Here is a 23,133-nt window from a genome sequence, read left to right as displayed (position 1 = left end):
GCATGCCCGCTGTGAAGAGGTGGAGCGCCGTTGCCGGCCGCGGGTCGCCAAGCGGGAAGCGCCACACGTCACAGAAAGGACAGCACCGTCACATCTCCGGCCGTCCAGCCATGTTGACGCCTCCGCCTGCCCGCCCCAGCCCTGAACACACTGATTCGCCAGGGAAATGTGCTGAGGACTGGATCACCGCCAAGCCGTCGATGCCCGCCGCGAACGGTTCGCTTCAGACCTCAGGACGAAGCCCAAGGACCATGGCGACCACGCCTGACCTCCACCTGGAGGACCTCCATGAGCAGCACCGAACGCGACGGCGACCACGCCCTCGCCCGCCCCGGGCCGCCCGCCTCCCCGCTCTGGCTCCGCCACGGCGCCAAGGGCCGCCCGCTCACTCCCGCACACCAGCGACGCAACCGCGAGCTGCTGGACATCGCCCAGTGCACCACCCGACCGCGCTCCCCACGCCCCACGGAGGCCCTGGCAGAAGCCAAATGATGAACACCAAGCACTGCGCCGTCGACGAGCTGGGCCGACGCGATACCCGCCCCCGGCCGCGCGGCACCGCCATCTTCGACCTGACCGTCCGACCCCGCCGACATCGACGCGGTCCCCGACGACGCCTCCGAAACGGTCGTCACCTGCACCAGCGGCGACCCCCGGATCACACGAACGGCTGAACGGCATACAGCCGGGCGACCTGCTGCGCGTCACCGCAACCCTGGTCCAGCGCCAGACGCCCGGCGAACCCCCGTTGCGGGCCGTCAAACGATCTTGATGGTGGTGCCGCCCTCCTTGAGTGCGGTGGTCTCGACGGCGGGTGCGGTCGTGTCGGTGACGAGGATGTCCACGAGGGTGGGGGGGCCGACGTAGGCATGGGCGGTGCGGCCGAGTTTGCTGCCGTCGGCGGCGGCGATGACCCGGCGCGCTGAGGTGATGGCGGCTTTCTTCACTGCCGCCTCGTCGAGGTCGTAGGCGGTCATGCCGTCGGTGGAGGTCAGACCGCAGCAGCCCAGTACCGCGGTGTCGAAGCGCAGCGCCGCGAGGGAGGCGAGGGCGAGAGGTCCTGTGAGGGCTCCTTCAGGTGCGCGGGGCCTGCCCCCGGGGACCAGCAGCTCGGTCGGTTGGGGAGCGTCGCTCAGGACGTGCAGCGCCTGCAACGACAGGGGCATGACGGTGACTTGTCGTCCGCGCAGCAGACGTGCGACTTCGAGACAGGTGGTGCCGCTGTCCAGCAGGACGCTCTCGCCGTCGGCGATGAGCGAGACCACCTCGGCCGCGATCCGGCGCTTGGCGTCGACGGCCTCGTGAACGCGTAGCGCGAAGGGTGGCTCGTCCCCCCTCAACAGCAGGGTGCGGGCGCCGCCGCGCATCCGTTCCAGGATGCCCTGTGCGGACAGATGGTCCAGGTCACGGCGGATGGTCATGTCGGAGGCGCCCGTCAGGGCGGCCAGTTCGCCGACCGTGACGGTCCCTGCCTCCTGAACGGCCTGGGCGATCAGACGATGACGTTCCGCAGTGCTCATACCGCGATTCAACACCACTCGGATCGAACTTCAGTTGTGTGTGTAAGGCGAGGTTTCGCACAGAAGATTTGTTCGTTATGGTCTCAGGCATGGAAAGAGCGCTGCGCGTCGCCCGCTTCACTACCTTTGTCTACTTCATCCTCAATGGCACGTTGCTGGGCATGTGGGTAGTAGAGATCCCGACCATCGAAAACCGCGTGGGCATCAGTCACGCGGCCCTGGGCGGGTTCCTGGTGCTGCTGGGGGTCGGGGCCTTCACCGGCATGCAGCTCGGTGGCCGCCTGTCCGACCGGCTCGGCACTCGTACCGTCGTCCCCCTGGCCGGCGTGCTGTGCAGCGTGACCCTGGTACTGCCCGGCCTGGCCGGGGAACCCTGGGTCCTGGGAGCGGCCCTGCTGGCCTTCGGCTTCGGGAACGGCACCCTCGACGTCAGCATGAACGCGCACGCCGTGCAGGTGGAGACGGCGTACCGGCGGCCCGTCATGTCGGCCTTTCACGCCACGTTCTCCGTCGGCGGTGTCCTGGCCGCCCTCGCTGGTGCGGCAGCCATCGGCATCGGCTGGGGCACAGCCGTGACCCTGGCCGTCACCGCCGGCATCGGTACCGTCGTCGCCCTGGCCGCAGCCCGCGGCCTTCTGCCCTCCGCACCGGACACGCCCGCAGCCGACGGCGAGGCCCAGGGCGGGAAACGCGCTGTTCCCGGCCGGATCTGGCTGCTTGCCGTTCTGGCGTTGCTGATCATGCTGTGCGAAGGCGCCGCCAACGACTGGAGCGTCCTGCACCTCAAAACCGTCCTGGGCGCTTCGCGGAGCACCGCCGCCTTCGCCTACGGGACGTTCGCGGCGACGATGACCATCGGCAGGCTCCTGGCGGACCGGGTGTCCGCACGGTTCGGTCCGGTCGCCGTCCTGCGTCACGGCGCGGCTCTGGCCGCCACCGGCATCACGCTCGTGGCCCTCACACCGTGGATCTGGGCGGCACTGACAGGCTGGGCACTGTTCGGCCTCGGCCTGTCCGGCTGTATCCCGCAACTGTTCAGTGCCGCCGGACACCTCGACCCCACGGCCGCCGGCACCAACGTCTCACGAGTCGCCGGACTCGGCTATGTCGGCATGCTCGCAGGCCCCGCGGTCATCGGCTGGATGACCCATCTCATGGCCCTCAACCACACCTTCCTGCTCCCGGCCCTGTTCTGCGCGACAGCCGTCGCCGCTGCCGGGATCCTGCGCGCCCCCGCCCCCTCCGGCCGACCGCACGCGGTCGAACCGAGCTGCTGACCCCGCGACCGCCCGTGTGGCACGGCCTGACCCCGTGCCACACGGGCTTTCCCGACCGGGCCGGCGGGCGCCGGACCGGGCACGGTGCGGAGGTCTCGGGTGGGGCGGGGTGTGGGGTCGGCGGGCACGGTGTCCTCGGTCCCCCCAGCGCTGGGCCGGCCCGGCAGTCGTCCGGCCCGCACGGGGATGTGCGCACGGGCCGGGGCCACCGTGAGGAAGCACCCCTTGTCCGCGGTCTGACGATCGACTACGACGGGTGAGTTCGTCCAGGCCGTCGGCGACTTCGACGCCGTCGCCCCGACCGCAGAGACGGCGCGAGGCTTGACCCTGTTCACCGACCGTGCCCTGGCGGAGCACTGGCACGCCCACCACCAGGAGCACGCCGTGCTCGGGCTGCTGTCGGCCAAGGAGAACCTGCGCCTCCCGCACGTGTAGCGCGCCCCACGCACCGGATGTCCGGGGCCGCGGCGCGCGGGTGCGGAGCGGCGCGCGCACGGTGCGTTGAGTTGCCCACGGTGAACGCACTTCCCGCCCGGTGGAGTGCACCGGGCGGATTCCACTCGCACCCGGCACGCAGTGCGATGGCCTCCACTCTCCACTCGATGCGGACGATGTCGTGCACTTCCAGCCGGTGGAGCACACCGCGGTGCGAGGATGCACGGCAGCGTCCGCGCCCCGCACCGCCCCGACGGGCGGTGACGGTGCGCGATGTGCCTGCAGAGAGATCTCCCCGCTGCCACATCAGTCCGTCCGAACTCGGTCCGCACCAGATGCATACCGTCGATCGAGCCGGCCGCGCGGCGGCGCGAGCGCAGCCGGCCTGGGACGCAGTGCTGGCATGCCGTCCTACCGGCACCTGCCCGTCGGCGAGGATGTCTTCGTCAGTCCCCGACGACCGTCAGCTGGCCGCTGATGAGTTCTGCGGCACGGCGCACCGCTGCGACCACCTCGCCGAGCCGTCGGTCCGGCACCCGGTGCTCCAGTGCGGCGATGCTCAGCGCGGCCACCACGCTCCCGGACGCCCCGCGTACCGGGGCGGCGATACCGAGGATGTCGACGTCGAGTTCACCGCGGCTGACGGTGAACCCGTCCTGCCGGATCTGAGCGAGCCGTTCCATGAGAGCATCGACGTCGGTCATCGTGCGTGCGGTGAACCGCTGCAGTCTCTGCGCCTCCAGCAGTTCACGGCACTCCTGCTCGGGCAACCAGGCGAGCAGCGCCAGCGCGGACGCGCCGGCGTTGGCCGGAAGCACGCTGCCACGTTCGTAGGAGATGCGCACCGGATGCTCCGCCTCGCATCGCTCCACGCAGATGGCGGCGCCTCCGGCACGGCGCGTCAGCAGTACGGTCTCGCCGATGTCGGAGCACAGTTCCCGCATCAGGGGCAGGGCGATTTCCGACAGCCCGTAGCCCCGACGGGCCAGGCGCGCCAGCTCAAGAACCCGCAGACCGAGCCGGAACCCGCCCTGTGGGTCTTCTTCGAGGAACCCGTTGCCGACCAGGCTCTGGAGGTAGCGGTATGCGGTCGAGCGGGCCGTCCCCAGAGCGGTCGCCACCTCCTGGCCGGAGAGGGACAGCTTGTCCTGCGAGAAGAGTCCGAGGATGTCGAGCGCACGGTCCGCGGTCGAGTTGCGTTCACGGTACTGGCTCGCCGGAGTGGCCTTTTCTGACTTACGTCCTGTCATGCAGGACATCGTACGGGTGCTGTGTGCGGCTTCCGCCGTTCAGCCGGTCTCCATGCGGGCCGCTCGGCCGAGAGATCCTCAGCCGCCTGACACACGCCCTCGATGTGCGGCACTTCCCGGTGGAAGAAGGCTGCGACACCGAGGGCCCCGACGACGTTGCCGTTCTCCGGAATCCCGAGCCGCACTTTTCCTCCAGGAAGCTGTTGGCGGTCAGACTCTGCTGGTACCGGTAGGCGGTCGACCGGGCCGCTCCGAGACGGTCCGCCACGTCGGTGGCGGACAGGACGAGCCGGTCGTCGTCGAACATGAGGAGGATGTCCAGGGCCCGGTCAGCGGTCGCCTTCCTCCTTCGGCGCCCTGCCCGACTCCCGTATCGCGAGATGTGGATCCTGGCATACAGGCGACTTGGCAGGGGGCGAGGAAGCCGGCCCTGGGCTACTGGACCGGCTGGTAGGCGGCGCCGCCGTCGCTCAGCAGCCGCTCGGCCTCCGCGTAGATCTCCTCCGGCGAAAGGCTGAAGTCGATGCTCTTGCGGAAGGGCTGCCGTACGTCCCGTTCGATGCGCAGGTAGACCTCGTTGCGGTTCCCCTCGGGGTCGAAGAAGTAGATCCCGAAGGCGTTGCCGTGCGTCACCTCCTGCTGAACCCGGACCCCTTCCTCCTCGAAGCGCCGGTGGAAGGTTCGGATGTCCTCGATCGACGCCACGCGCCAGGAGATCTGGTGCTGCTGCTTGTCGCCGATGGGAGAGGTCCGTCCGGACTGGAGCACGAATTCGTGGTGCTCCTCGTCGGGCCGCGCGCTGAAGAAGACGATCTGCAGCCCTTCGTCCTCGTCCGTCACGCTCAGCCCCATGACGCGCTCGTAGAAGTCCCGCATCTTCGGCAGGTCGTAGACCCACAGCCCCGTGTGGCCGAGTCCGGTGATAGCCATGCCACCCCTTCCTGTGTCTCGTTTTGCAGGACATGTATCCTGCATGTCGCGACTAGCGTACGATCGACCCCGGAATCAGTCAACGAAGGAAGAGGGGCACCAGGCATGCGGCTGGCGACTTTGCGGACGAGTGGCAGGACCCGGGCCGCTCGGCGTGACGGGGACTCCTACGTCCTGCTCCCCCATGCGAACGTGGGGGACCTGCTGAACTCGGGTGACGACTGGGCCCGGGCGGCCGCCGGCGGCGGAAGCGAGCGCGTCGACGCCGCCGAGGCCGTTTTCGCTCCGGTGGTGCCGCACCCGAACAAGATCATCTGCCTCGGCCTGAACTACGCCACGCACATCAAGGAGATGAGGCGGGACACCCCACGCCACCCCACCCTGTTCGCGAAGTACGACGGCTCCCTCATCGGCGCGGGCGACACGGTCACCCTGCCCGCGGTGAGCGACACCGTGGACTGGGAGGCGGAACTGGCCTTCGTCATCGGCCGGGCCGCCCGCCACGTCGCCAAGACCGAGGCCCTCGGCCACGTGGCCGGTTACACCGTCGCCAACGACGTGACCGTGCGCGAGTACCAGCGCCGCACCCGGGAGTTCCTGGCGGGCAAGACCTTCGAGGCGACCACACCCCTGGGCCCCGAACTGGTCACGTCGGACGAGTTCGGCGGCCGGGAGCCGGACCTGGAGATCCGCTGCGAGGTGGACGGCGAGGTGATGCAGCTCTCCCGCACGTCTGACCTGCTGTTCGGGATCGCGGACATCGTGGCCTACGTCAGCGACATCATCACGCTGCAGCCGGGCGACGTGATCCTGTCCGGCACGCCGGGAGGTGTCGGTGACGGGCGCGACCCCAAGGTCTACCTCAAGGAGGGCCAGACCCTCAGGACCGTCATCGAGGGCCTGGGCGAGACCCGCAACGTGTGCGTCCGCGAGACGCTGGACTGAGAGCTGCGAACAAAAGCGGGCCCCGGCGGGCGGCGCCCGGCACGCGCCCTCGCCGCGTTGCCAAAAGGCCCTGGCAGCTCCGCCACAAGGACCTCCCGGCGCCTGGCGATCGCACGCACCGGACACCGCCCGCTGACCGGAACCCACTTTTGTCCGCAGCTCTAAAGACCCACCCGCCGCTCGGAGCGGACAGTGCCGGGCTCCGCGCGCGCATCGGGCACTGCACTGGAGGGTGTCGCCGCAGTGGTGGGCCGCCTGTCGGACGCCCAGCGTGGAGAGTCCAGCAGGTGACCGAGGCGGTGACGGAGGCCGAGACCGATCCCGGGCGCCGTGGGTTGCCAGAAGCGTTCCCGGACGGCTGCGGTCTCGTGGAGCAACTGCCAACCGGCACAAGTCCAGGACGCGAGGAGGCCGGCAGCTCTGCACCCGCGCGCGCCAGATGCTGGACTCGCTTCCTCAGGAGCGCAAAACGCGGCGGGCCGCGTCGATGGCGTGGCGGGCGCTGACGGCTCCGGCATCGGCGAAGGTGCCGATGGCCTGTCCGGTGGCCGGGGCACGGGCGGTGCCTGTCGTGTGTCCGTCGTGCCACCGGCCGTCGATCAGGTTGCGGGCGTGCGGCAGGCTCATCGTTCCTCCCCCGTCCGGTCGCCGAAGCAGATCACCGGTTTGATGGTGTGCCCGGAGCGGGCGTCGGTCACCGCTTGGTGGAGCTCGTCTTCGGCGTAGAAGCGGACGAACCTGTCGTAGGGCAGGCGTCCTTGGCGTGCCAGGTCGATGAGAGCGGGAATGAAGGTGGTGCGGTCGCTGCCGCCCTCGGTGACACCGCGGATGGTGCGGCCGTCGATGAGGGAGTTGATGTCGAAGGATGCCTTGCTGCCGGCGGAGGGGGCTCCGATGACGGCGACGGTGCCATGGGCGGTGATGGCCGTGGCGGCCAGCTCCAGCAGTGCGGGGACACCGGTGGTTTCCACGATGTGTGTCAGGCCGCCGGGACCGGCCAGATGGGCGAGGCGCGAGCGGAGATCTTCCTTGCCGCTGTCGATGGTGTGGGTGGCGCCGAGTTCGGTGGCGAGAGCCTGCCTCGACGGGACGACGTCCACGGCCACGATGGTGCGGGCGGGAGTGAGACGGGCCGCCATGACGGCCGACAGTCCCACCGCCCCGGCGCCGAACACGGCCACGCTGTCACCGTAGCGGGGCTTGAGCAGGTTCAGGATCGCACCGGCTCCGGTCTGGATCCCGCAGCCGACAGGTGCCAGAGGGACGAGTTCTTCCTCGCCTGCCACGTCGACCCGGACGACGCTCTGCGCGGAGACGACGGCGTGGCGGGCCAGCGAGGACTGTCCGAAGAACAGGCCGCCGAGCGGTGTGCCGTCCTCGGTGCGGATCGGGGTGGTGCCGTCGGCCCGTGCGGCCCGGAAGTTGAGGGGAAAGTACGTTGCGCAGGTGGTGGGCCGGCCGGTGCGGCAGGCGTCGCAGCGGCCGCAGGAGTTGAAGGAGAGCACGACGTGGTCCCCGGGGGCGATGCCGGCCACGCCGGGTCCCACGGCTTCGACGGTTCCCGCTCCCTCGTGGCCCAGAACGGCGGGAAGAGGGGTGGGCAGGCGCCCGGCCAGGACGGACAGGTCGGTGTGGCACAGGCCGGCCGCGACGAGGCGGACGAGGACTTCGCCGGGGCCGGGGTCGTCGAGGACGGCGCGTTCCCAGTGGAAGGTGTCCTCGCCGGTGCGGGCCACTGCGACGGTGGTGAGGGTGGGCAAGAGCTTCTTCTCTCGTGCGATGAGGAAAGGCGGGTGGCCGGGTCGGGGCAGGAACCGGCCACCCGCGCGTTTCGTGCCGGGCCGCAGTCCGCGGCGGTACTTCAGGTCCCAGCCCGAGACGGCGGCGGTGTCGACGGCCACCAGCACATCGGTGGGCCCAGGGCGGGCAGCGGCCGCTGCTCGTGGAGGAGTCGCTCGGGGCCGCCGTGCTCGTGGACCCGTACGGCCGCCGTGGTCGTCGGGACCGAGGTCACCGGGTGTTCCTGCGCAATGCCTCGGCCACGGCAGGAATGTCGTCGGGGCCCATGACGGCAGCGATGTAGCGGTCGGGCTTGACCAGGACGAACCGGTTGCGGGCGGGGGCGAGGGCTTCCTCCAGGCGGCCGTCCGCGTCCGCGACGGCTTCGCGTGGTCCCGCCGCCGGTGGCAACCGGTCGCCCAGCAGCACGTCGATCCGCTTGATGTCGAGCCTGTCGTCCGGCCACTGGGTGGCGTCGAAGTGCTGCCAGGCGGCGTCCGGGACGTCGATGCCCAGGAGTGCGTAGGACGGGCCGAGTACCTGGTCGAACCACTGCGGGTGCAGACTCGGTGGGACCAGGACCCGTGGCTGGGGCAGTTGGGTGCCCGTCAGTGCGTGGCCTCCGACGACCAGGCCGGCCCGGTGCCGCGCGTGGGGACGGAACCGCATCTCGGTGAGGTACCGGCGCCCCGGTGGTATGCGCAGCAGCGTGCGGGCGGCGACGTCCCGCAGAAGGGCGCGGCGCCGGTCGGTGGTCATGACGACGTCGCCGAGTCGTTCCGAGTAGCGGACCGTCGCGGTGGCGTGCGGGCGCCGCTCCGCCTCGTAGGTGTCCAGCAGGGTCTCCGCGGCACGGCCGTGCCACACGTCGTCGATCTTCCAGGCCACGTTCGCGGCGTCCCGGACACCGGAGTTGAGCCCCTGGCCCGCGAAGGGCGGCATCATGTGCGCGGCGTCACCGAGCAGCAGGACGTGCCCGTCGCGCCACCGGTCGGCGACGACGGCGTTGAAGGTGTACGCGGTGCAGCGTTCCACCTGGTCCTCGGTGAGGGGCCGGTAGGGCGCGACGAGCCGGCGTACGGTCTGGAAGTCGGGGCTCGCTCCCTTCTCGCCCTCTCCCGGGTGCAGGAGGAATTCGTAGCGGCAGCGGCCGCCGCGGCCGGGCACGATCACCGTGGGCCGCTCGGGGGTGCCGTGGTGCATGCCGTAGCGCTCGTCGTGGTGGTCGCCGATGGTGTCGGCGACCAGCCAGACCTCCTGATGGCTGGTGCCGGTCATGCCGATGCCGCGCAGTTCTCGCACGGTGGAGCGGCCCCCGTCACATGCCAGGACCCAGCTGACCCGGAGGTCTTCCGTGACCGTGTTCCCGGGTGACCGGATCACGGCGGTGGCGCCGCCCGGGTTCTCGGTCACGGTGACCAGTTCGGTGCAAAAGCGGATGTCCGCTCCAGGGCGGGACTTCAGCTCGTCCAAGAGCAGCTTTTCCAGTTCGGGCTGGGCGAACTGGTTCTTGAACGGGAAGCCGAGCCGGTAGGGCTGTGGGCCGCGGGCGTGGAAGAGGGGCCGGCCTCTGCGGTCGTAGTAACGGGTTCCGGTGCCCGGTACGACGATCTCCAGGACCTTGTCCGCGAGACCTGCCGTCTGCAAGGTCCGCAGGGACTCGTCGTCCAGACTGATGGCCTTGGCCTCGTCGCTGGTGGAGGCGTTCCGCTCGACGAGGACAAGGGGCACACCCCGGGCCGCGAGGAGGTTCGCCACGGTCAGACCGACAGGACCGCCGCCGACGACGAGGACGGGAAGCTGAGCCGCGGTCACGGGTTGACCACCGCCATCCAGATCGGCTCCGTGCGGTTCTGCAGCGCGGCAACGGCTTCGTTCGCCCCGGCCAGTGGGTAGCGGTGGGTGATGAGCTCCTCCGCGCCCAGTGCGCCCCGCGCGAGCAGGGTGATCACTTCCCGGACGTCCGTGCGGGTGCAGGCGCGGGTGCCGACGATGCGCCAGCAGTTGACCATGACGGCGCTCATCGGGAACGGCAGCGGGCTGCGGTTGGCGCCCATGTGGACGAGGCTGCCACCGGTTGCCAGAGCGGCGAGAGCCTGGGAAGTGGCGGGTCCTTCCGGTACGAAGTCGAGGACCGCGTCCGCGCCCTGCGGGACCAGGGCGCGCAGCGCTCGGGTGAGACCGCCTTCCTCCGCCCAGTTCGGCGGCAGTTCGTCGAGTGCCACCACGTCGGTGTGCACGTCGCCGGAGAGCGGCCTGACCGCGTCCAGCCGCTCGGCGCTGCGTCCCACCAGGATGAGACGGGAGACGCCGAAGTGCCGGGCGAGCTTGATGGTGGCTGTCCCCATCGTGCCGGTGGCGGCGGTGACCACGAGGGTGGCGCCCAGCGGCAGATCGGCGCGCTTGAGGGCACGTATGGCATTGGCGAGGTCGTGGATCTTGGCTCCGACGTCGAAGGACACGCTGTCGGGCAGAGTGTCGACGAGCCAGTGCGGCACGCGGATGTACTCGGCCAGACCACCGTCGTGGTAGCGGTCGTACAACGGCATGGGAACGTCGCCGAAGGCGGCGTGTCCGATCATCGCCTGTTGCGGGCACATCATGTCCCGGTCGGAGCGGCAGTACTCGCAGGCGCGGCAGTTGAGGTTGGGGTGCACCCGCACCCGGGTGCCGACACCGACCCCCGCTGCCTCGCTGCCCACGGCGGCGACGGTGCCGGCGGCCTCGTGCCCGAGTGTGGTGGGCAGGTGCCTGAAGGCGCCCTGGGCCAGCAGGGTCATCATCCCGGGGGCGAGCCCGGCGGAGGCCACCTTCACCAGGACGTCCTGGGGCCCCGGGTCAGGGACGGCGATCGTGTGCAGGTGCAGCGCGTCGGAGCCCTTGTGGGCGCGCGCGGCGAGCATGGCGGTCATGAGATGCGGCTCCTACGTCGTTTCAGTGCCGCAGCGCGGCCAGGCGGTCGCGGGTGTACGGCTCGGCGGTCCTGGTCGTCTCGGCGATCTGCGGAAGCTCACGGTCGGAGAACAGGGCGATGTGCTCGCTGGTCTCGGCGCACACGCTGGTGTGCGCGATGCCGAGCGGAACACGGACGAAGTCGCCCGGCCCCAGCTCGACGATGCCCCGCTGGCTCACCAGCGTCCGGCGGCCGCTGATCTGGTACTGGATCTCGTCGGCGTCCAGGGTGCGCCGGTAGACGCGCCGGGGCCCGGGCGTCAGGCGCACGGACCCCAGACGGAAGCCGGCGCAGCGGTACAGCCAGGTCGTGCCGACATCCTCGGTTCCGGTGAGGACGCTGAGGCGTTCCTTCTCGGCGTGTACCTGCTCCAGGAGCCGCCGTTCGTCGACGGGGGCGACGGTGATGTCGTGGCCGGGCGTGCCCATGCACTGGGTGACCGCCTCGTTGAGGTCGCCCGGTTCCCAGCCGGGGAAGGGCGGGAACACGGCTTCGGAGCGCCGGACGGGGGCGCGTTCCTCCCTGACGGGAGCGGGCGTGTAGAAGAGCAGGTGGCTCTCGCGCCGCCCGTAGTTGTCGTGGGCGACACCGCGGGGCAGCCGGGAGAACTCTCCCGGCCGGTGCTCGACCGTGCCCAGCTCTGTCATGAGGGTGCGTTCGCCGGTGATCTGGTAGGAGATCTCGTCGACGTCGCAGTTGCGGTGGTAGAAGGGCTGCCGGTTGTCCATCGTCTGCCATTCGACGCGGACCTGGTCGCTCTCGTAGACGCCGCGCGGCGGGGCGAACGGCACGGGCTCGTACGCGTGGGGGAAGTGCACCACACTCAGAGGTTCGTGATCCCTCCAGAGCTTCACCGGAAAGGGATTGGGGTGCGGAGGGGACAGCAGGAGGTGCTCGTCCCGCTCGATCGTGCGGGAGGGCTCGTCGGCGCAGACGACCGCGACGATTTCGGTGACAGTACCCATGAACGTCCTTGTTCCGTCGGGGAAGCGGTGATCAGGAAGCAGCGGGAAGGTACTTGTCGAGGAAGGCGTGGGTGCGCTGCCAGGCGGTCTCGGCGCTGTCCTTGACGTACATGTGCGGGCGGGCGTCACAGGCGAAGGCGTGCCCGGCGCCTTCGTAGACGTGGCTCTCGAAGGTGGCGCCCGCGGTGGTGAGGGCTTCCTCGATGGCGGCGACCTGGTCGCCGGGGATGGTGGGGTCCTGGGCGCCGACGTGGAGCATCACGGGGGCGTCGATGTCCGCGGTCCGGTCCAGGACCGCGTGCGGGCCGGCCGCGATGCCCGGTCCGTAGAAGACGACGGTGGCGCCGAGGCCGCGGATACCGGTCGCGGCGGTGAAGGCGGCGCGGCCACCGAAGCAGAAGCCGTGGATCGCCGTGCGGGAGGCGGGCACGTTCTCCTTCTCGGCGAGGTGGGCCAAGGCGGCTTCGACGTCGGTGACGATCGCCTCCGGCCCGATGGCGCCGATCAGCGGCATGGCTTCGGCGTGCTGTTCGTAGGCGAGGGTGCCGGCACCGTTGCGGTGGAACAGGTCCGGGGCCAGGGCGAGGAAGCCTCGCGCGGCGTAGCGGCACGCGATGTCCTGGATGTGGTCGTTGACGCCGAACGCCTCCTGCAGGACGACCACGGCCCGGTCGGAGGGCTGTGCGGGCCGCGCGACGAAGACGCGCATCGGTCCGTCCCCGGTGGAGACGGTGGTCCAGTCGGTGGCGACGGTGGTCCAGTCGGTGGCGACTGCGGCGGAGTCGGGCTGGTCGTTCATGGCACATGTCCTTTGCTGAGCTGGCATGAGGCGGTCGAGGGACGGCGCGTCTCAGGCGGGGCCGGAGGAATCGGAGGCGGCGCGCGTGGTGGCCGCCTGTCGGACGAGATAGCGGTAACCGGCCAGCAGTTGGCTGTCAGGCCAGCACTGGGCGCGTTTGGCGCGGGCCTCTGTGACGTCGGAGTGGACGACCGCCCGCCCGGCCGCCTGCGCCCGGAGCTGGACGGCGCAGGCACTGTCGAGCAGCACGGCGTGCATGACGGCTGCCGCGGCGGTGTGTCCGGCGGCGACGAGCCCGTGCTTGGGCATGAGAGCGGCAGGGGCTGCGCCGAGCACTGCGCTGAGAGCCCTGCCCAGCTCGGGACTGCTGACGAGCCCACCCGTATCCCTGAACCTCGGCACGTCCTCTCCCGCGAACAGGGCGCCCTCGTGGGAGAGCGGCAGGAGGGGCACGTCGAGGGCGGCGAACGCGATGGCCGACACCGCGTGGGTGTGCACGGTGCAGTCCAGGTCCGGGGAGGCTTGCAGTATTTCCAGGTGGATGTGGCACTCCTTGTGCGGAGCCCCTTCGCCGATCAGCACCTCGGCTTCGTACGAGACGAGCTGCAGCCGGTCGTCACGGACCTCTTCGAGGCCCCAGCCGGGTGCTTTGATCCAGATGCCACGGCCGTCCGGGTCGCGCACGGCGACGTGCCCCCAGACCATGTCCCCCTGTCCGGCCGCGGCCAGGGCGTGGGAGGCTTCCACGGCGAGTCCGCGGGCCTGGGCGGGTGTCATGCGGCGGGCAGGGCGTCGTAGTACCGGGCGGCCCCGGGGTGCAGGGGGATCGGGGTCCTGCCCATGGTGACGGGGTCGAGCGGGTAAGTGACGGGGCTGCGTTCCGGGGCCAGGTGCCGGTACTGCCCTTCGATGATGTGCCGCGTCTCCCCCAGCAGCCACGCGATGGCGTAGGCCACGTCCTCGGCCAGGTCGGCGCGGGCACACACGAGGAAGTCCGAGAAGTCGAGGGTCCTGAAGGCCGCCCGGCCGGGGAAGTACTCGTCGTCGACGACCGCCGCGGGCCAGCCGAAGTCGGCATGGAGGCTGTCCAGGACGTCGTCCTCGACTTCGAGGAAGGTGAAATGACGGCCGATCTCCTGCCACGCGGGCAGCATGATCGCCTCATGGACGATGGCGTTCGCCCGTCCCTGCGTGGCATGGTCCAACGACTCGAACGGTCGCTCGTCCTCCAGCAGTTCGCCGCCCCAGCCGGCCACGTCGACGCCCGCACGTGTCAGCAGCTCGTGTGCGGCGAGTCCCACGTGGTTGACGCCGTCATGGACGGAGGTGGCGAGCCGCAGGGCGGGCTTGCTCCGACGCAGTTCGGCGAAAGTGGTGACGCCGAGGTCCTTGTGCACGGCCACGACCAGGCGGTCCCGCTGCGGCACCACACCGAGAGCGCGCAGGTCGGGGAAGAACTCGTCCGCGTAGACGCCGCGGCCGTCGAGCGCCGCGGCGGCGAAGGCCGCCGGTGTGGTGAGGGCGACCTGCACCTCTCCCCGGCCCACGGCCCGTACCGCGTCGCTGAAGCCCCTGCTGTTCCACGTCGCGATCCGCGTGTGCGGCCCGCAACGGTCCGCGAGTTCCTGGGCGATCCATCCGCAGACCCGGTGCAGGTTCGCGGTGCCCCAGTCGCCGCGCAGATGCAGCGTGAGAGAGCGTTCGATCTTCGGCTCGGCCGGTCGGCCGGCCGAAACGGTGGTGGGTCCCATGGCTCCAGTCCTGAATACGAGGACTTATGTCCTGCGATTCGGCCAGCATAGAAGGCGAAGCGCCAGGATGCGAGAGAGCGAGCGGGTAAATCTACGGCTATACCTCTACTGCTAGAGTCATCTGCCTCGCCCCTCCCGTCAAGCCATCCGTGACCCGGCGCGGCCCGACGGGGGATACAGCTCTAGCTTTAGAGGTACAGTGGGCAGGTGAGCGAGCGAGAGTCCGAACAGCTGCCCGATGACCTGATCCGTCTTGCGTGGACGCTGCACCGGGCGCTCCGCCAGCGCCAGACGCCACCGACCGGCCAGCCCACCCGCCCGCTCGCCCAGGTGGAGGTTCTGCGCCTCATCGACAGCCGGCCGGGCATCAGTGTCGGCGAGATCGCCACCGCCCTGAGCATGCAGCCCAACAACGTGAGCACCCTGGTCACCCGGCTGACCCGCGACGGCTTCATCGACCGCCGCCCCGGTGAACACGACCGACGGTACGTGGAGCTGCATCCCACAGGGAAGATGATCACAGCCGGCGAGGAAGTCAACGAGAGCCTCAGCAAGGCGATCAAGGAGGCTCTGCAGCAGCTGCCGGCCGGGGCCGGGCAACGCATCAGCGCCGCACTGCCCGACCTGTGGGAACTTGCCCGCATCTTGGCGCCGACCCCGTAGGCGGCACACGCCGACCCCGTAGGCGGCACACCCCACCCGCAGAAAGAGGGGCGTCCCCACCGGGGAGGAAGGCACCAGAACGCAGGTCGCCAGGTCGCGGCAGGGCAGGCATCGGCCGCAGCCGCCGAAGCTTTACAAGTCGGTGGAGTGGTGGAGCCGCGGGACGGCGCCCAGTCGGCGGCGGGACATGCCGTCGCCAAGGGCCCGCCCCCGCTACGTCTTCGAGCCCGGCCACGGCAAGGAAGCCTCCCGCACCGCTCAGGACGCGGCCCGTGGACGGGGGGGGACGGCGTGCTGCCGCTGCGGACCCTGCTGGTCGAACGGCCGGAAGAATCCTGCGAACCGACCGGCTGCTGGATGACCAACCCGGTCCACTCCCGGGTCGGCGCGCGCAGCGCGGGATCGCGCAGCATGGTGAGGTGCAGTCCGAAGGCGAGGACCGCGCCGCGGCGCCGGGACGGCCCGACCTGGACCAGTCCCACCAGGACATCGGTCAGATCCTCGCGCGAGGACACCTCGGCGGAGAGCGCCTCGTACGCGGCGGGCTGCTGCCGCGGCGGATCAGGCCGCGGTGAAGCCGCCGTCCGCGGCCAGTACGGCGCCCGTCACGAAAGAGGATCGCGGCGAGGCCAGGAAGCACAGGACTTCCGCGATCTCGCGGGGCTGCGCCACCCTGCCCAGCGGGTGGGCGCCCGCGAAGGACGCCAGGTAGGCGCGGCTGTCGGGGCGGAAGGTGTCGAGGAAGTCGGTTTCGACGACGCCTGCGGCGACGAGGTTCGCGCGGATGCCCAGGGGGCCGCCCTCCAGCGCCAGCACCTTGGTCAGCTGGGCCAGCGCGCCTTTCGACGCGCTGTAGACGACCCCTTCGGGCAGCCCGACGGTGGACGCGTAGGAGCCGGTGCTGACGATGGCCCCGCCCCCGCGCTCCTCCATGGCGCGGAAGGCCTCCCGGGCGAAGAGGAAGGCGCCGCGGGCGTTGACGGCCATCACGCTGTCCCAGTCCTGTGCGGTGGTGTGCGTGACCGGCTTGTTCAGGGTGCGCCCGGCGTTGTTGACCAAGATGTCCAGCCCGCCGAAGGCATCGACGGCGGCCCCTGTCGCGCGAGTGGCGGTCTCTTCCGCGGTGACATCGCCGGTCACCGTCACGACCCCTGGAAACTCCGCTGACAGCGAGTCCAGTCCGGGCCGTATGTCGACGGCGACGACGTGTGCGCCGCGGGCGTGCAGGAGTGCCACGGTCTCCTTGCCGATGCCACGCGCGGCGCCGGTGACGAGAGCCGTCTTCCCGCTGAACTCGGCGGCTTCGGCGGACGGGGTCGTGGAGGTCATGCGGGTGCTCCCTGGTGGGGTGGTGGGCCGGGTGTCCGTGCGTGGTGCCGGACGGCTCGGTGGTGGAGTGAGGAACCACCTCGTCAGTGGTCCCGGCTGCCGGTCCGGTGCCGGAGGAGGAGGGTGCCGCCCAGGCCGGCGAGTACGACGGCGATGATGACCGCGGTGCCAGGGCCGTAGCCCGCCAGAGGGTCACTGCGGTGTGCCCGCTGCCCGGCTTCGTCGACTGCCGTGACGAGGGCGAGGACGACAGCACCGCCGATCTGCATGAAGGTGTTGAGCAAAGCTCCCGCCAGCCCCTGGTCCCGGTCGGGCACCCCGGCCACCGCGCTCATGTTCAGCGCGGGGAACGTCGCGGCGGTGCCGATGCCGTTGACGACCATGACGGGCAGGACCACGGTGAGGAAGGAACTGTCCGGCCCGATCCGGAAGAACAACGCGTAGGACAGTGCGAGCAGCAGCATCCCCGCGGCGATCGTCCTGTGCACGCCGAACCGGGTCGCGAGCCGTCCCGCGAACGGCGCCAGCGCGCCGTTGGCGAGGCCCAGCGGGACGAAGGCGCCGGCCGTCTGCAGCGGCGTCCAGTCCAGCACGTTCTGCAGGTAGAGCGTGGCGAGGAACGCGAAGGACGTGTAGGCGCCCCACATGGCGAAGACCGTCAGATTGGTGCCGGCGGTTGCGCGCCGGATGAGGAAGGGCAGCGGCACCAAGGGACTGGGTGCGCGGGACTCGACACGCAGGAACAGGCCGAGCAGACAGGCCGCGGCGACGTAGAGGACGAGAGTGCGGGCGGACAGCCAACCGTGCGAGGGAGCCCGGGTGAGGGCGTAGACCAAGAGCACCAGTGCTCCGGTGGCCGTCAGCGCACCCGGGACATCGATCCTGTCGCGCGCGCCGTCCCGGCGGTCCGCCGGGAGCAGGCGCAGCCCTGCGAGCAGTGCCGCTGCGGCGATGGGCACCGGGAGGGCGAAGACCAGCCGCCACGACACTTCGGTCAGCACGCCGCCGAGAACGAGCCCTCCGACGAAGCCGCAGGCGCCGGCGGTGGCGTACCACCCGAGAGCACGGCCACGCCGCGGGCCCTCCGGCCAGCCGGTGGTGATCAGGGAGAGGGCGGCCGGTGCCAGGAAGCCGGCGGCGATGCCCTTGATCAGCCGCGCCGCGACCAGCAGGCCACCGTTCGGCGCGAGCGCTCCCAGTGCGCTCACCACGCCGAAGACGGCGACCGCGGTGAGGAAGGCGCGTCGTCGGCCGAACAGATCGGCGACCCGGCCGCCCAGGAGGAGGAACCCGCCGTAGCCGAGGGCATAGGCGGACACGACCCACTGCAGGGAACCCGATGACATACCGAGGTCACGCTGGATGACCGGCAGGGCCACGCCCACGTCGGACAGGTCGATGGCGTCCATGAAATGAGCCGCGCACAGCACCAGCAGCGCCGGAGTGCCGGGTGACGGGAGAACCCCCGCGACGGGTCCGGTTCCGACGGTGCCGGTGGTGCTTTCGCCGGTCTGTTTCATCGCTCTGCCTTCTTCCGGGGACGGTCGGGCGGGACGGGGCCCGTACCGCGGCGGACTCCGTGTCCGTGGACGTGGGAAAGGGCGACGCTGCCGCGCTCCCTCACGAGGGCTTCTCCGCCCGGTCCTCGCGGTAGAGCACGAGGTGCTCGTGGTGGAGCACGCCGTCGCGGATGTCGCCCGTGGCGGTGAAGCCGGTGTCGTCGACGTAGTCGAGGTGGTCGCCGGTCACCGTGTACCGGCCGGTGTACGCGCTGCGCCGGTCTCCCCGGGCCTCGTCGTAGCGCCCGTCCGGCAGCAGCTCCTGGCGGATGTGGCCGTCCGCGGTCACCCACATGCCGACCACGTCGGCGTTCCCGCGGTTCCGGTCGCTGCGCGCGTCGCCTGTCATCGGATTCCTTTCGTCGGTGAGCGTCAGCTGTGGTGCCCGACCGAGTCTGCGCAGCTCAGCGAAGGGGTGCCAGGGTCCTTCCTGCCTGGGTGCGGCACACCCGGGAAGCGCGCGCGGGCACCGCCTAGCCTGGGATCCATGGACGACAACCACCTCGGGGAGTTCCTCCGCGCGCGCCGCGCCGGCCTGCGGCCACAGGACGTCAACATGGCGAGTCACGGCGTGCGCAGGGTCGCCGGACTGCGCCGCGAGGAGGTCGCCGTCCTGGCCGGAGTCAACGCCGACTACTACACCCGGCTGGAGCAGGGCCGTGAGCGGCACCCCTCCCCCCAGGTGCTGGACGCCCTCGGCCGGGCCCTGCTGCTCGACGCGGACGCCCGCGCCCACCTGCACCGTCTTGCCGGGGTGTCACCGGACGGCCGGGGTTGCCTCCACACCAGCGAGCAGGTCAGTCCCGCGCTGCGCCAGCTGATGGACGGCTACGCGCACACCCCCGCGTTCGTCATGAGCCGCACCCTCGACCTCCTGGCCGCCAACGCCCTGGCCGACGCCCTCTACGCCCCCTTCACCCCCGCGGACAACCTGGCCCGCATGACCTTCCTCGACCCGGCCGGGCGGCAGTTCTACCAGGACTGGGACCGGGCCGCGCAGGCCGCCGTGGCCAATCTGCGCCAGGCGAGCGGCTTCGACCCCGAGCACCCGCGTCTGCGCCACCTCGTGGACACGCTGACCGGGCACAGCACCGAGTTCCGACGCTTGTGGGCGCAGCACACCGTGCGCGGCAAGACCCAGGACGCCAAGCGACTCCTCCACCCGGACGTCGGCCCTCTCTCCCTCACCTACCAGTCCTTCGACGTCCGCGACGCCCCGGGCCAGCAACTCGTCATCTACCACGCCGAGCCGGGCAGCCCCTCCGCCCACGCCCTGGCCCTCCTCGGCACCCTGCACGCCAGCGGGAAGCTGACTCCGTCCCGTTCGGCCGGACAGTGAGTCCCGCGCGCACCACGGCTCAGGCCAGAGTCGGGCCCAGGGAGAACCGGTCGTCAGGCAGGCCGGCAGCCGGCCCGGCGCGTCCTCTGGGAGAAGGCGGCCGACGCCCTCTGCCGAGTGCGGCTCGCGGCGAGTCCTCCATACCGTGGCGTACCGCTCCGAGGGCGGCCGTCCCACCGGGGGCCGACTCGTCGGGACACGTCGTGACACGGGCTGCCCTCTCGTCCTTGCGCCTGAGTCCGGTGAGCGAGAAGCCGGTGCCGGTGCCGCGGCCACACCGACGAGGACGGCCACCTGCGCCCGGGCCACCTCACCCCGGGCGAGACGCATCCAGAACATCTGCCCGGCGAGTTGGAGCTCGGCATCACCTGCCGCGGGACCTGCGTGATCGTGGTCCACGACCCGCACGCTCCCACGCGGCGGAACTTCCGCGGAGTCCCCGCCTTCTCGCCGGTCCCGATTGGGTGGTGGCGGGTCATCACGAACCGTACGAATCACCCAGTTCGAACACGCTCCGTCGATCCGGGACTGGACGAGCACGCGTACGACTCCCCCGCCGCGCGCGCATCCAGTACGGCGCTCACAGGTGCACCCTGCGGGCGCTGCGTTCCGGCGGGGTGCTGAACGCCGTCTTCACCGACCGCACGAGCGGCGTGACCAGCCGCAGCGCGGGCCGCTCCCTCATGATCTCCGGCGCCGGCGAGGACGGACGGGTGAGCCTGCCCACCCAGCCGGACATGGCCGGGCGCCCACGGGTAATACGGCCCTCATGGGCGACATCCTCGTGGGCACCTGTTCCTGGACGGACCGAGCACTGGTGGCGAGCGGCTGGTATCCACGGGGGCGGCGCGACGCCGAGGGGCGGCTGAGGTTCTATGCCGAGCGGTTTCCCGTCGTCGAGGTGGACTCCACGTACTACGCGCTGCCCGGCGAACGCACAAGCCGCCTGTGGGCGGAGCGGACGCCGGACGGCTTCGTCTTCGACGTCAAGGCCTTCTCCCTGCTGACGGGGCATCCGACGCGCCCGAACGCGCTGCCCGCCGACCTGCGGCCGGCCCTGGGCCGGCGGCGCACCCCCGATCCCGGCGGCCACGACGCGGGCCTGCTCGACGAGTTGTGGGCGCGCTTCACCGAGGGGCTGGCGCCGCTGCGACGGGCCGGACGGCTCGGGACCGTGCTGTTCCAGTTCCCTCCCTCGCTCACGCCCGGCCCACGGTCGGAGGCGTTCGTACGCGCTTGCCGTGAGCGGGCCCGTGGCTGGCCTTTCGCCGTCGAGTTCCGGCATCCGGACTGGTGGCGGGGCGACCGGGAGCCGGCCACCGCGGCACTGCTCGCGGATCTGGACGCCACCGCGGTCGCCGTGGACACGGCCCGGCACCTGCCGACCTCGATGCCGCCTTCCGCGCCGGTCACGGCACGGCGGCTGGCCGTCGTCCGCTTCCACGGGCGCAGCCCGCTCTGGGGCACCGGGTCCAAGGAGGACGCCTACCGACACACATACACCGAGGCGGAGCTGGCGGAGTGGGTGCCCCGGGTGCGGGGCCTGGCCGAGCGGACGGAACAGGTGCACGTCCTGTTCAACAACTGCTGCGCGGACGCGGCGGTCCGCGCAGCGGAGACGATGCGGCGCCTGCTGGGGGCGCGGGTACCGCACCAGCCGCGGCCTACGGCTGTCCCGCTGCCGGGGACCGGCTGGGATGGCTGACCACGTTCGGATGGCCGATGAGGCCGGCGGTGGCGACGGGCGAGTGGCAGGCGTCGTTGAGACCCCGCAGCCGGCCGGGCTCGGCGTCGAGGTCGAGTCCTTGCGGCGCCGAGGTGTCGGCGACCGCTGCTCCCGGAACATTCGAAGAGGGCCAAGCGCGCCGGCGGCATGAGGAGCCCGGCCATGCCGAAGCCGTCCTCCTTGCCGTGTACGAGCCAGAGCCGTACGTACACCGTCGCGACTTCATCGACTGAACCAGCCCAGTCGAGATTCGGTGAATCAACCTTTGGTGGTACGCCGGGTATCGCACGGCGAAGCGGAGGGCCCGCCGGCGATGAACATCGTGGGTGTTTTCTTCGAGGTTGGTGCTCTAGCGAATTCCCAAGTACCGTCCGCTGAAGGTCTGGTGAGGCCATAAAGGCCGCAACTTGCCCATCCAGCGGTCAGGACCTCACCACCTGGGGCACGTATACCGAGATGGTCAGTCGCTTCACCGAGCCTGCCCTGCTCGCGCTGGCGGTCCTTGCCATACGCAGCCGCATCAAGCGCTGACCCGAAGGAACTGGCGGACCGGGACATCGGCCGCTTCCCGACGCGGCTCCCCCGCGACCGAACCCGCAAGGCTCCCGGGATCCCGTCCGCGCGCCGCTGCCCGTCGCGGCGGCCGGTGACCGGGCACGCCCGACGGCGTGGCCGGTGCCGCCCTCCCGTCACCGACGCGGTGGTCGCCCGGCATCGCCGAACTGCGGGGGAACGCGGCCGAGGGCGGCGACTGCGCCCACCTCGTCCTCGGTGCGGTTCCCGCCCGCTGCCGCGCCCCGACCCGCTGAGCCGGCGCGGATGGTCCGCCCGGCCACAGGACCGGTGAGGCTTCTACGACGACCGCGCCGCCTCGCAGGCCCCGGATCACAGGCCCGGGTAGCGCCGAAGGCGATGGACGAGGTGCTCTCTCAGACCGTCGACCAGGGTGAGGATGGCGGAGCGGGCGTAGTGGGAGGCGTCCCAGCCCGCGTAGAGGGGGACGGTGAGGGGGCCGCCGGGCGCCCGGACGATCAGTTCGCGCAGGCCGAAGCGCGCGTCGTCGGTGACCAGGCACACGCCCCGGCCCCGCGCGGCGAGGGCCTGCGCGAAGGCGGACGAGCCGCTCTCGATGACGCCCGCGGGCGTCAGGCCCGCCCGGCTGACGGCCTCGTCGACGACCAGCCGCGCCACGTGGGAGCGCGGCATCACGATCAGCGGCTCAACGGTCAGTTCGGCGAGGGTGACCGTGGTGTGCTCGGCCCACGGATGACGCGCGGGGACCTGGGCGACGACGGGGGTGCGGCCCAGGAAGGCCGATTCCAGCGGGGCCGGGGCCGGAGTGGTCGAGACACCCAGGTCGGCGTCGCTGCGCAGCAGGGTGTCGAAGACCCTGCTCGGCTCCTCCTGGAGGGCGTCGTGGAGCGCCGGCCCCGCGGTACCGCCCTCCGCCATGAACGGGGCCAGGAGGTAGGCGACGGTGGGGGCGGCGGCGACCACGGTCAGGGAGGCCTCCTCTCCCCGCCCCGTGGCGGCCATCGTCTCGGCGGCCTGCTCGGCGCGGCGGACCAGGTCCCGGGCGATGGGCAGGAAGCGGCGGCCCGCGGCGTTCAGCGTCAGGGAACCGGGGCCGCGCGTGAAGAGGCCGACGCCCAGGTCCTTCTCCAGCCCCTTCAGCTGACGCGACAGGGAGGGCTGGGCGACGTGCACCTGGCGGGCCGCGGCGGTGACCGACCTGGCCTCCGCCACGGCGAGGAAATAGCGCAGCACGCGGAGTTCCACCACGGCCTCCATCGGTTCCGGTGAGCCGCCCATGCCTTCGAGGCATGGGAAGACGAGTAATCAAGTATTAGACCGTATGACCGGCCGAATTCACACTATGGCTGTCCGCTCACCGCCCCGGGTCCTTCGTCACC

General features: G+C 71.1%; 24 protein-coding genes. 8 read left to right on the top strand and 16 right to left on the bottom strand.

Annotated elements, in window-relative coordinates:
- The first annotated feature begins 288 nt into the window (after positions 1–288).
- On the top strand, positions 289–492 hold the full coding sequence (locus IG64_RS19365) for a hypothetical protein (RefSeq protein WP_037857881.1): 204 nt from the start codon (positions 289–291) through the stop codon (positions 490–492).
- Positions 493–758: 266 nt separating this feature from the next.
- Here the strand turns inward: IG64_RS19365 and IG64_RS19360 are convergent, their stop codons facing one another.
- Complete coding sequence (locus IG64_RS19360; RefSeq protein WP_037857880.1) at positions 759–1,520, bottom strand: DeoR/GlpR family DNA-binding transcription regulator; 762 nt, start codon at positions 1,518–1,520, stop codon at positions 759–761.
- An 89-nt stretch (positions 1,521–1,609) separates the two neighbouring features.
- Here IG64_RS19360 and IG64_RS19355 point away from each other — a divergent pair, with 89 nt between their 5' ends.
- Complete coding sequence (locus IG64_RS19355) at positions 1,610–2,797, top strand: MFS transporter (protein WP_037857878.1); 1,188 nt, start codon at positions 1,610–1,612, stop codon at positions 2,795–2,797.
- 881 nt (positions 2,798–3,678) lie between these two features.
- Here IG64_RS19355 and IG64_RS19350 read toward each other — a convergent pair.
- The 3 genes from IG64_RS19350 to IG64_RS19340 are packed head-to-tail and all read right to left on the bottom strand — an operon-like array spanning position 3,679 to position 5,412.
- Positions 3,679–4,482, bottom strand: coding sequence for an IclR family transcriptional regulator (locus IG64_RS19350; RefSeq protein WP_037857876.1), 804 nt, complete (start codon positions 4,480–4,482; stop codon positions 3,679–3,681).
- The gene (locus IG64_RS19345; RefSeq protein WP_324609584.1) at positions 4,469–4,864 is read right to left on the bottom strand and encodes a helix-turn-helix domain-containing protein; all 396 of its coding nucleotides are present in this window, start codon (positions 4,862–4,864) and stop codon (positions 4,469–4,471) included. The genes IG64_RS19350 and IG64_RS19345 overlap by 14 nt, the downstream gene beginning before the upstream one ends.
- Before the next feature lie 53 nt (positions 4,865–4,917).
- A complete protein-coding gene (locus tag IG64_RS19340) occupies positions 4,918–5,412 on the bottom strand; it encodes a VOC family protein (protein WP_037857874.1) in 495 nt (164 codons plus the stop codon).
- Positions 5,413–5,517: 105 nt separating this feature from the next.
- Here IG64_RS19340 and IG64_RS19335 point away from each other — a divergent pair, with 105 nt between their 5' ends.
- Positions 5,518–6,357 (top strand): fumarylacetoacetate hydrolase family protein, encoded by an 840-nt coding sequence (locus IG64_RS19335; RefSeq protein ID WP_037857873.1) that lies wholly within the window; start codon positions 5,518–5,520, stop codon positions 6,355–6,357.
- 456 nt (positions 6,358–6,813) lie between these two features.
- On the opposite strand, the gene IG64_RS40515 is transcribed toward IG64_RS19335, so the two are convergent.
- From IG64_RS40515 to IG64_RS19300, 8 genes are all read right to left on the bottom strand, one after another.
- Positions 6,814–6,984 carry a hypothetical protein gene (locus tag IG64_RS40515; protein ID WP_199811623.1) on the bottom strand — a complete coding sequence of 57 codons (171 nt, stop codon included), beginning with the start codon at positions 6,982–6,984 and terminating at the stop codon, positions 6,814–6,816.
- Entirely contained in the window at positions 6,981–8,258 is a 1,278-nt protein-coding gene (locus IG64_RS19330) for an NAD(P)-dependent alcohol dehydrogenase (RefSeq protein ID WP_234438555.1), read from the bottom strand. Before IG64_RS19330 ends, IG64_RS40515 begins: the two co-directional genes overlap by 4 nt.
- Positions 8,259–8,367: 109 nt before the next feature.
- Positions 8,368–9,951 carry a bifunctional 3-(3-hydroxy-phenyl)propionate/3-hydroxycinnamic acid hydroxylase gene (locus IG64_RS19325; protein ID WP_037857871.1) on the bottom strand — a complete coding sequence of 528 codons (1,584 nt, stop codon included), beginning with the start codon at positions 9,949–9,951 and terminating at the stop codon, positions 8,368–8,370.
- Positions 9,948–11,048, bottom strand: coding sequence for an alcohol dehydrogenase catalytic domain-containing protein (locus IG64_RS19320; RefSeq protein ID WP_037857869.1), 1,101 nt, complete (start codon positions 11,046–11,048; stop codon positions 9,948–9,950). Before IG64_RS19320 ends, IG64_RS19325 begins: the two co-directional genes overlap by 4 nt.
- A 22-nt stretch (positions 11,049–11,070) precedes the next feature.
- Complete coding sequence (locus tag IG64_RS19315; protein ID WP_037857867.1) at positions 11,071–12,054, bottom strand: hypothetical protein; 984 nt, start codon at positions 12,052–12,054, stop codon at positions 11,071–11,073.
- Between the two features lie 31 nt (positions 12,055–12,085).
- On the bottom strand, positions 12,086–12,853 hold the full coding sequence (locus tag IG64_RS19310; protein ID WP_078884095.1) for a dienelactone hydrolase family protein: 768 nt from the start codon (positions 12,851–12,853) through the stop codon (positions 12,086–12,088).
- Positions 12,854–12,904: 51 nt separating this feature from the next.
- On the bottom strand, positions 12,905–13,630 hold the full coding sequence (locus IG64_RS19305) for a class II aldolase/adducin family protein (protein WP_037857866.1): 726 nt from the start codon (positions 13,628–13,630) through the stop codon (positions 12,905–12,907).
- A complete protein-coding gene (locus tag IG64_RS19300) occupies positions 13,627–14,604 on the bottom strand; it encodes a TAXI family TRAP transporter solute-binding subunit (protein ID WP_037857865.1) in 978 nt (325 codons plus the stop codon). Before IG64_RS19300 ends, IG64_RS19305 begins: the two co-directional genes overlap by 4 nt.
- A 207-nt stretch (positions 14,605–14,811) precedes the next feature.
- Between IG64_RS19300 and IG64_RS19295 the strand changes: the two genes are divergently transcribed.
- Together IG64_RS19295 and IG64_RS41210 are read left to right on the top strand one after the other, a co-directional pair.
- On the top strand, positions 14,812–15,267 hold the full coding sequence (locus IG64_RS19295) for a MarR family winged helix-turn-helix transcriptional regulator (protein WP_051813103.1): 456 nt from the start codon (positions 14,812–14,814) through the stop codon (positions 15,265–15,267).
- A gap of 419 nt (positions 15,268–15,686) precedes the next feature.
- Positions 15,687–15,842, top strand: a complete 156-nt coding sequence (locus IG64_RS41210) for a hypothetical protein (RefSeq protein WP_158771604.1) — start codon at positions 15,687–15,689, stop codon at positions 15,840–15,842.
- Here the strand turns inward: IG64_RS41210 and IG64_RS19290 are convergent.
- From IG64_RS19290 to IG64_RS19280, 3 genes are all read right to left on the bottom strand, one after another.
- Positions 15,829–16,596 (bottom strand): SDR family NAD(P)-dependent oxidoreductase, encoded by a 768-nt coding sequence (locus tag IG64_RS19290; protein ID WP_037857864.1) that lies wholly within the window; start codon positions 16,594–16,596, stop codon positions 15,829–15,831. The two genes, IG64_RS41210 and IG64_RS19290, sit on opposite strands and share 14 nt — an antisense overlap.
- A gap of 83 nt (positions 16,597–16,679) precedes the next feature.
- Positions 16,680–18,116 carry an MFS transporter gene (locus IG64_RS19285; protein ID WP_037857862.1) on the bottom strand — a complete coding sequence of 479 codons (1,437 nt, stop codon included), beginning with the start codon at positions 18,114–18,116 and terminating at the stop codon, positions 16,680–16,682.
- Positions 18,117–18,216: 100 nt separating this feature from the next.
- The gene (locus IG64_RS19280) at positions 18,217–18,504 is read right to left on the bottom strand and encodes an Atu4866 domain-containing protein (RefSeq protein WP_037857859.1); all 288 of its coding nucleotides are present in this window, start codon (positions 18,502–18,504) and stop codon (positions 18,217–18,219) included.
- Between the two features lie 138 nt (positions 18,505–18,642).
- Here IG64_RS19280 and IG64_RS19275 point away from each other — a divergent pair, with 138 nt between their 5' ends.
- From IG64_RS19275 to IG64_RS19270, 3 genes are read left to right on the top strand one after another with little or no spacing between them, the layout of a single operon-like run.
- Entirely contained in the window at positions 18,643–19,494 is an 852-nt protein-coding gene (locus IG64_RS19275) for a helix-turn-helix transcriptional regulator (protein ID WP_037857857.1), read from the top strand.
- Entirely contained in the window at positions 19,491–20,363 is an 873-nt protein-coding gene (locus IG64_RS43265; RefSeq protein WP_420709944.1) for a DUF1684 domain-containing protein, read from the top strand. Before IG64_RS19275 ends, IG64_RS43265 begins: the two co-directional genes overlap by 4 nt.
- Complete coding sequence (locus IG64_RS19270) at positions 20,264–21,199, top strand: DUF72 domain-containing protein (RefSeq protein ID WP_037857854.1); 936 nt, start codon at positions 20,264–20,266, stop codon at positions 21,197–21,199. Before IG64_RS43265 ends, IG64_RS19270 begins: the two co-directional genes overlap by 100 nt.
- Positions 21,200–22,105: 906 nt before the next feature.
- Here the strand turns inward: IG64_RS19270 and IG64_RS19265 are convergent.
- Positions 22,106–23,032: a LysR family transcriptional regulator gene (locus IG64_RS19265; RefSeq protein WP_234438554.1), complete on the bottom strand. Its 927-nt coding sequence runs from the start codon at positions 23,030–23,032 to the stop codon at positions 22,106–22,108.
- Between the last annotated feature and the right edge of the window lie 101 nt (positions 23,033–23,133).

Origin of the sequence: Streptomyces sp. NRRL S-340 (genome assembly GCF_000720185.1) — a bacterium.
GTDB lineage: Bacteria > Actinomycetota > Actinomycetes > Streptomycetales > Streptomycetaceae > Streptomyces.
This window is presented reverse-complemented; position numbering and strand designations above follow the sequence as displayed.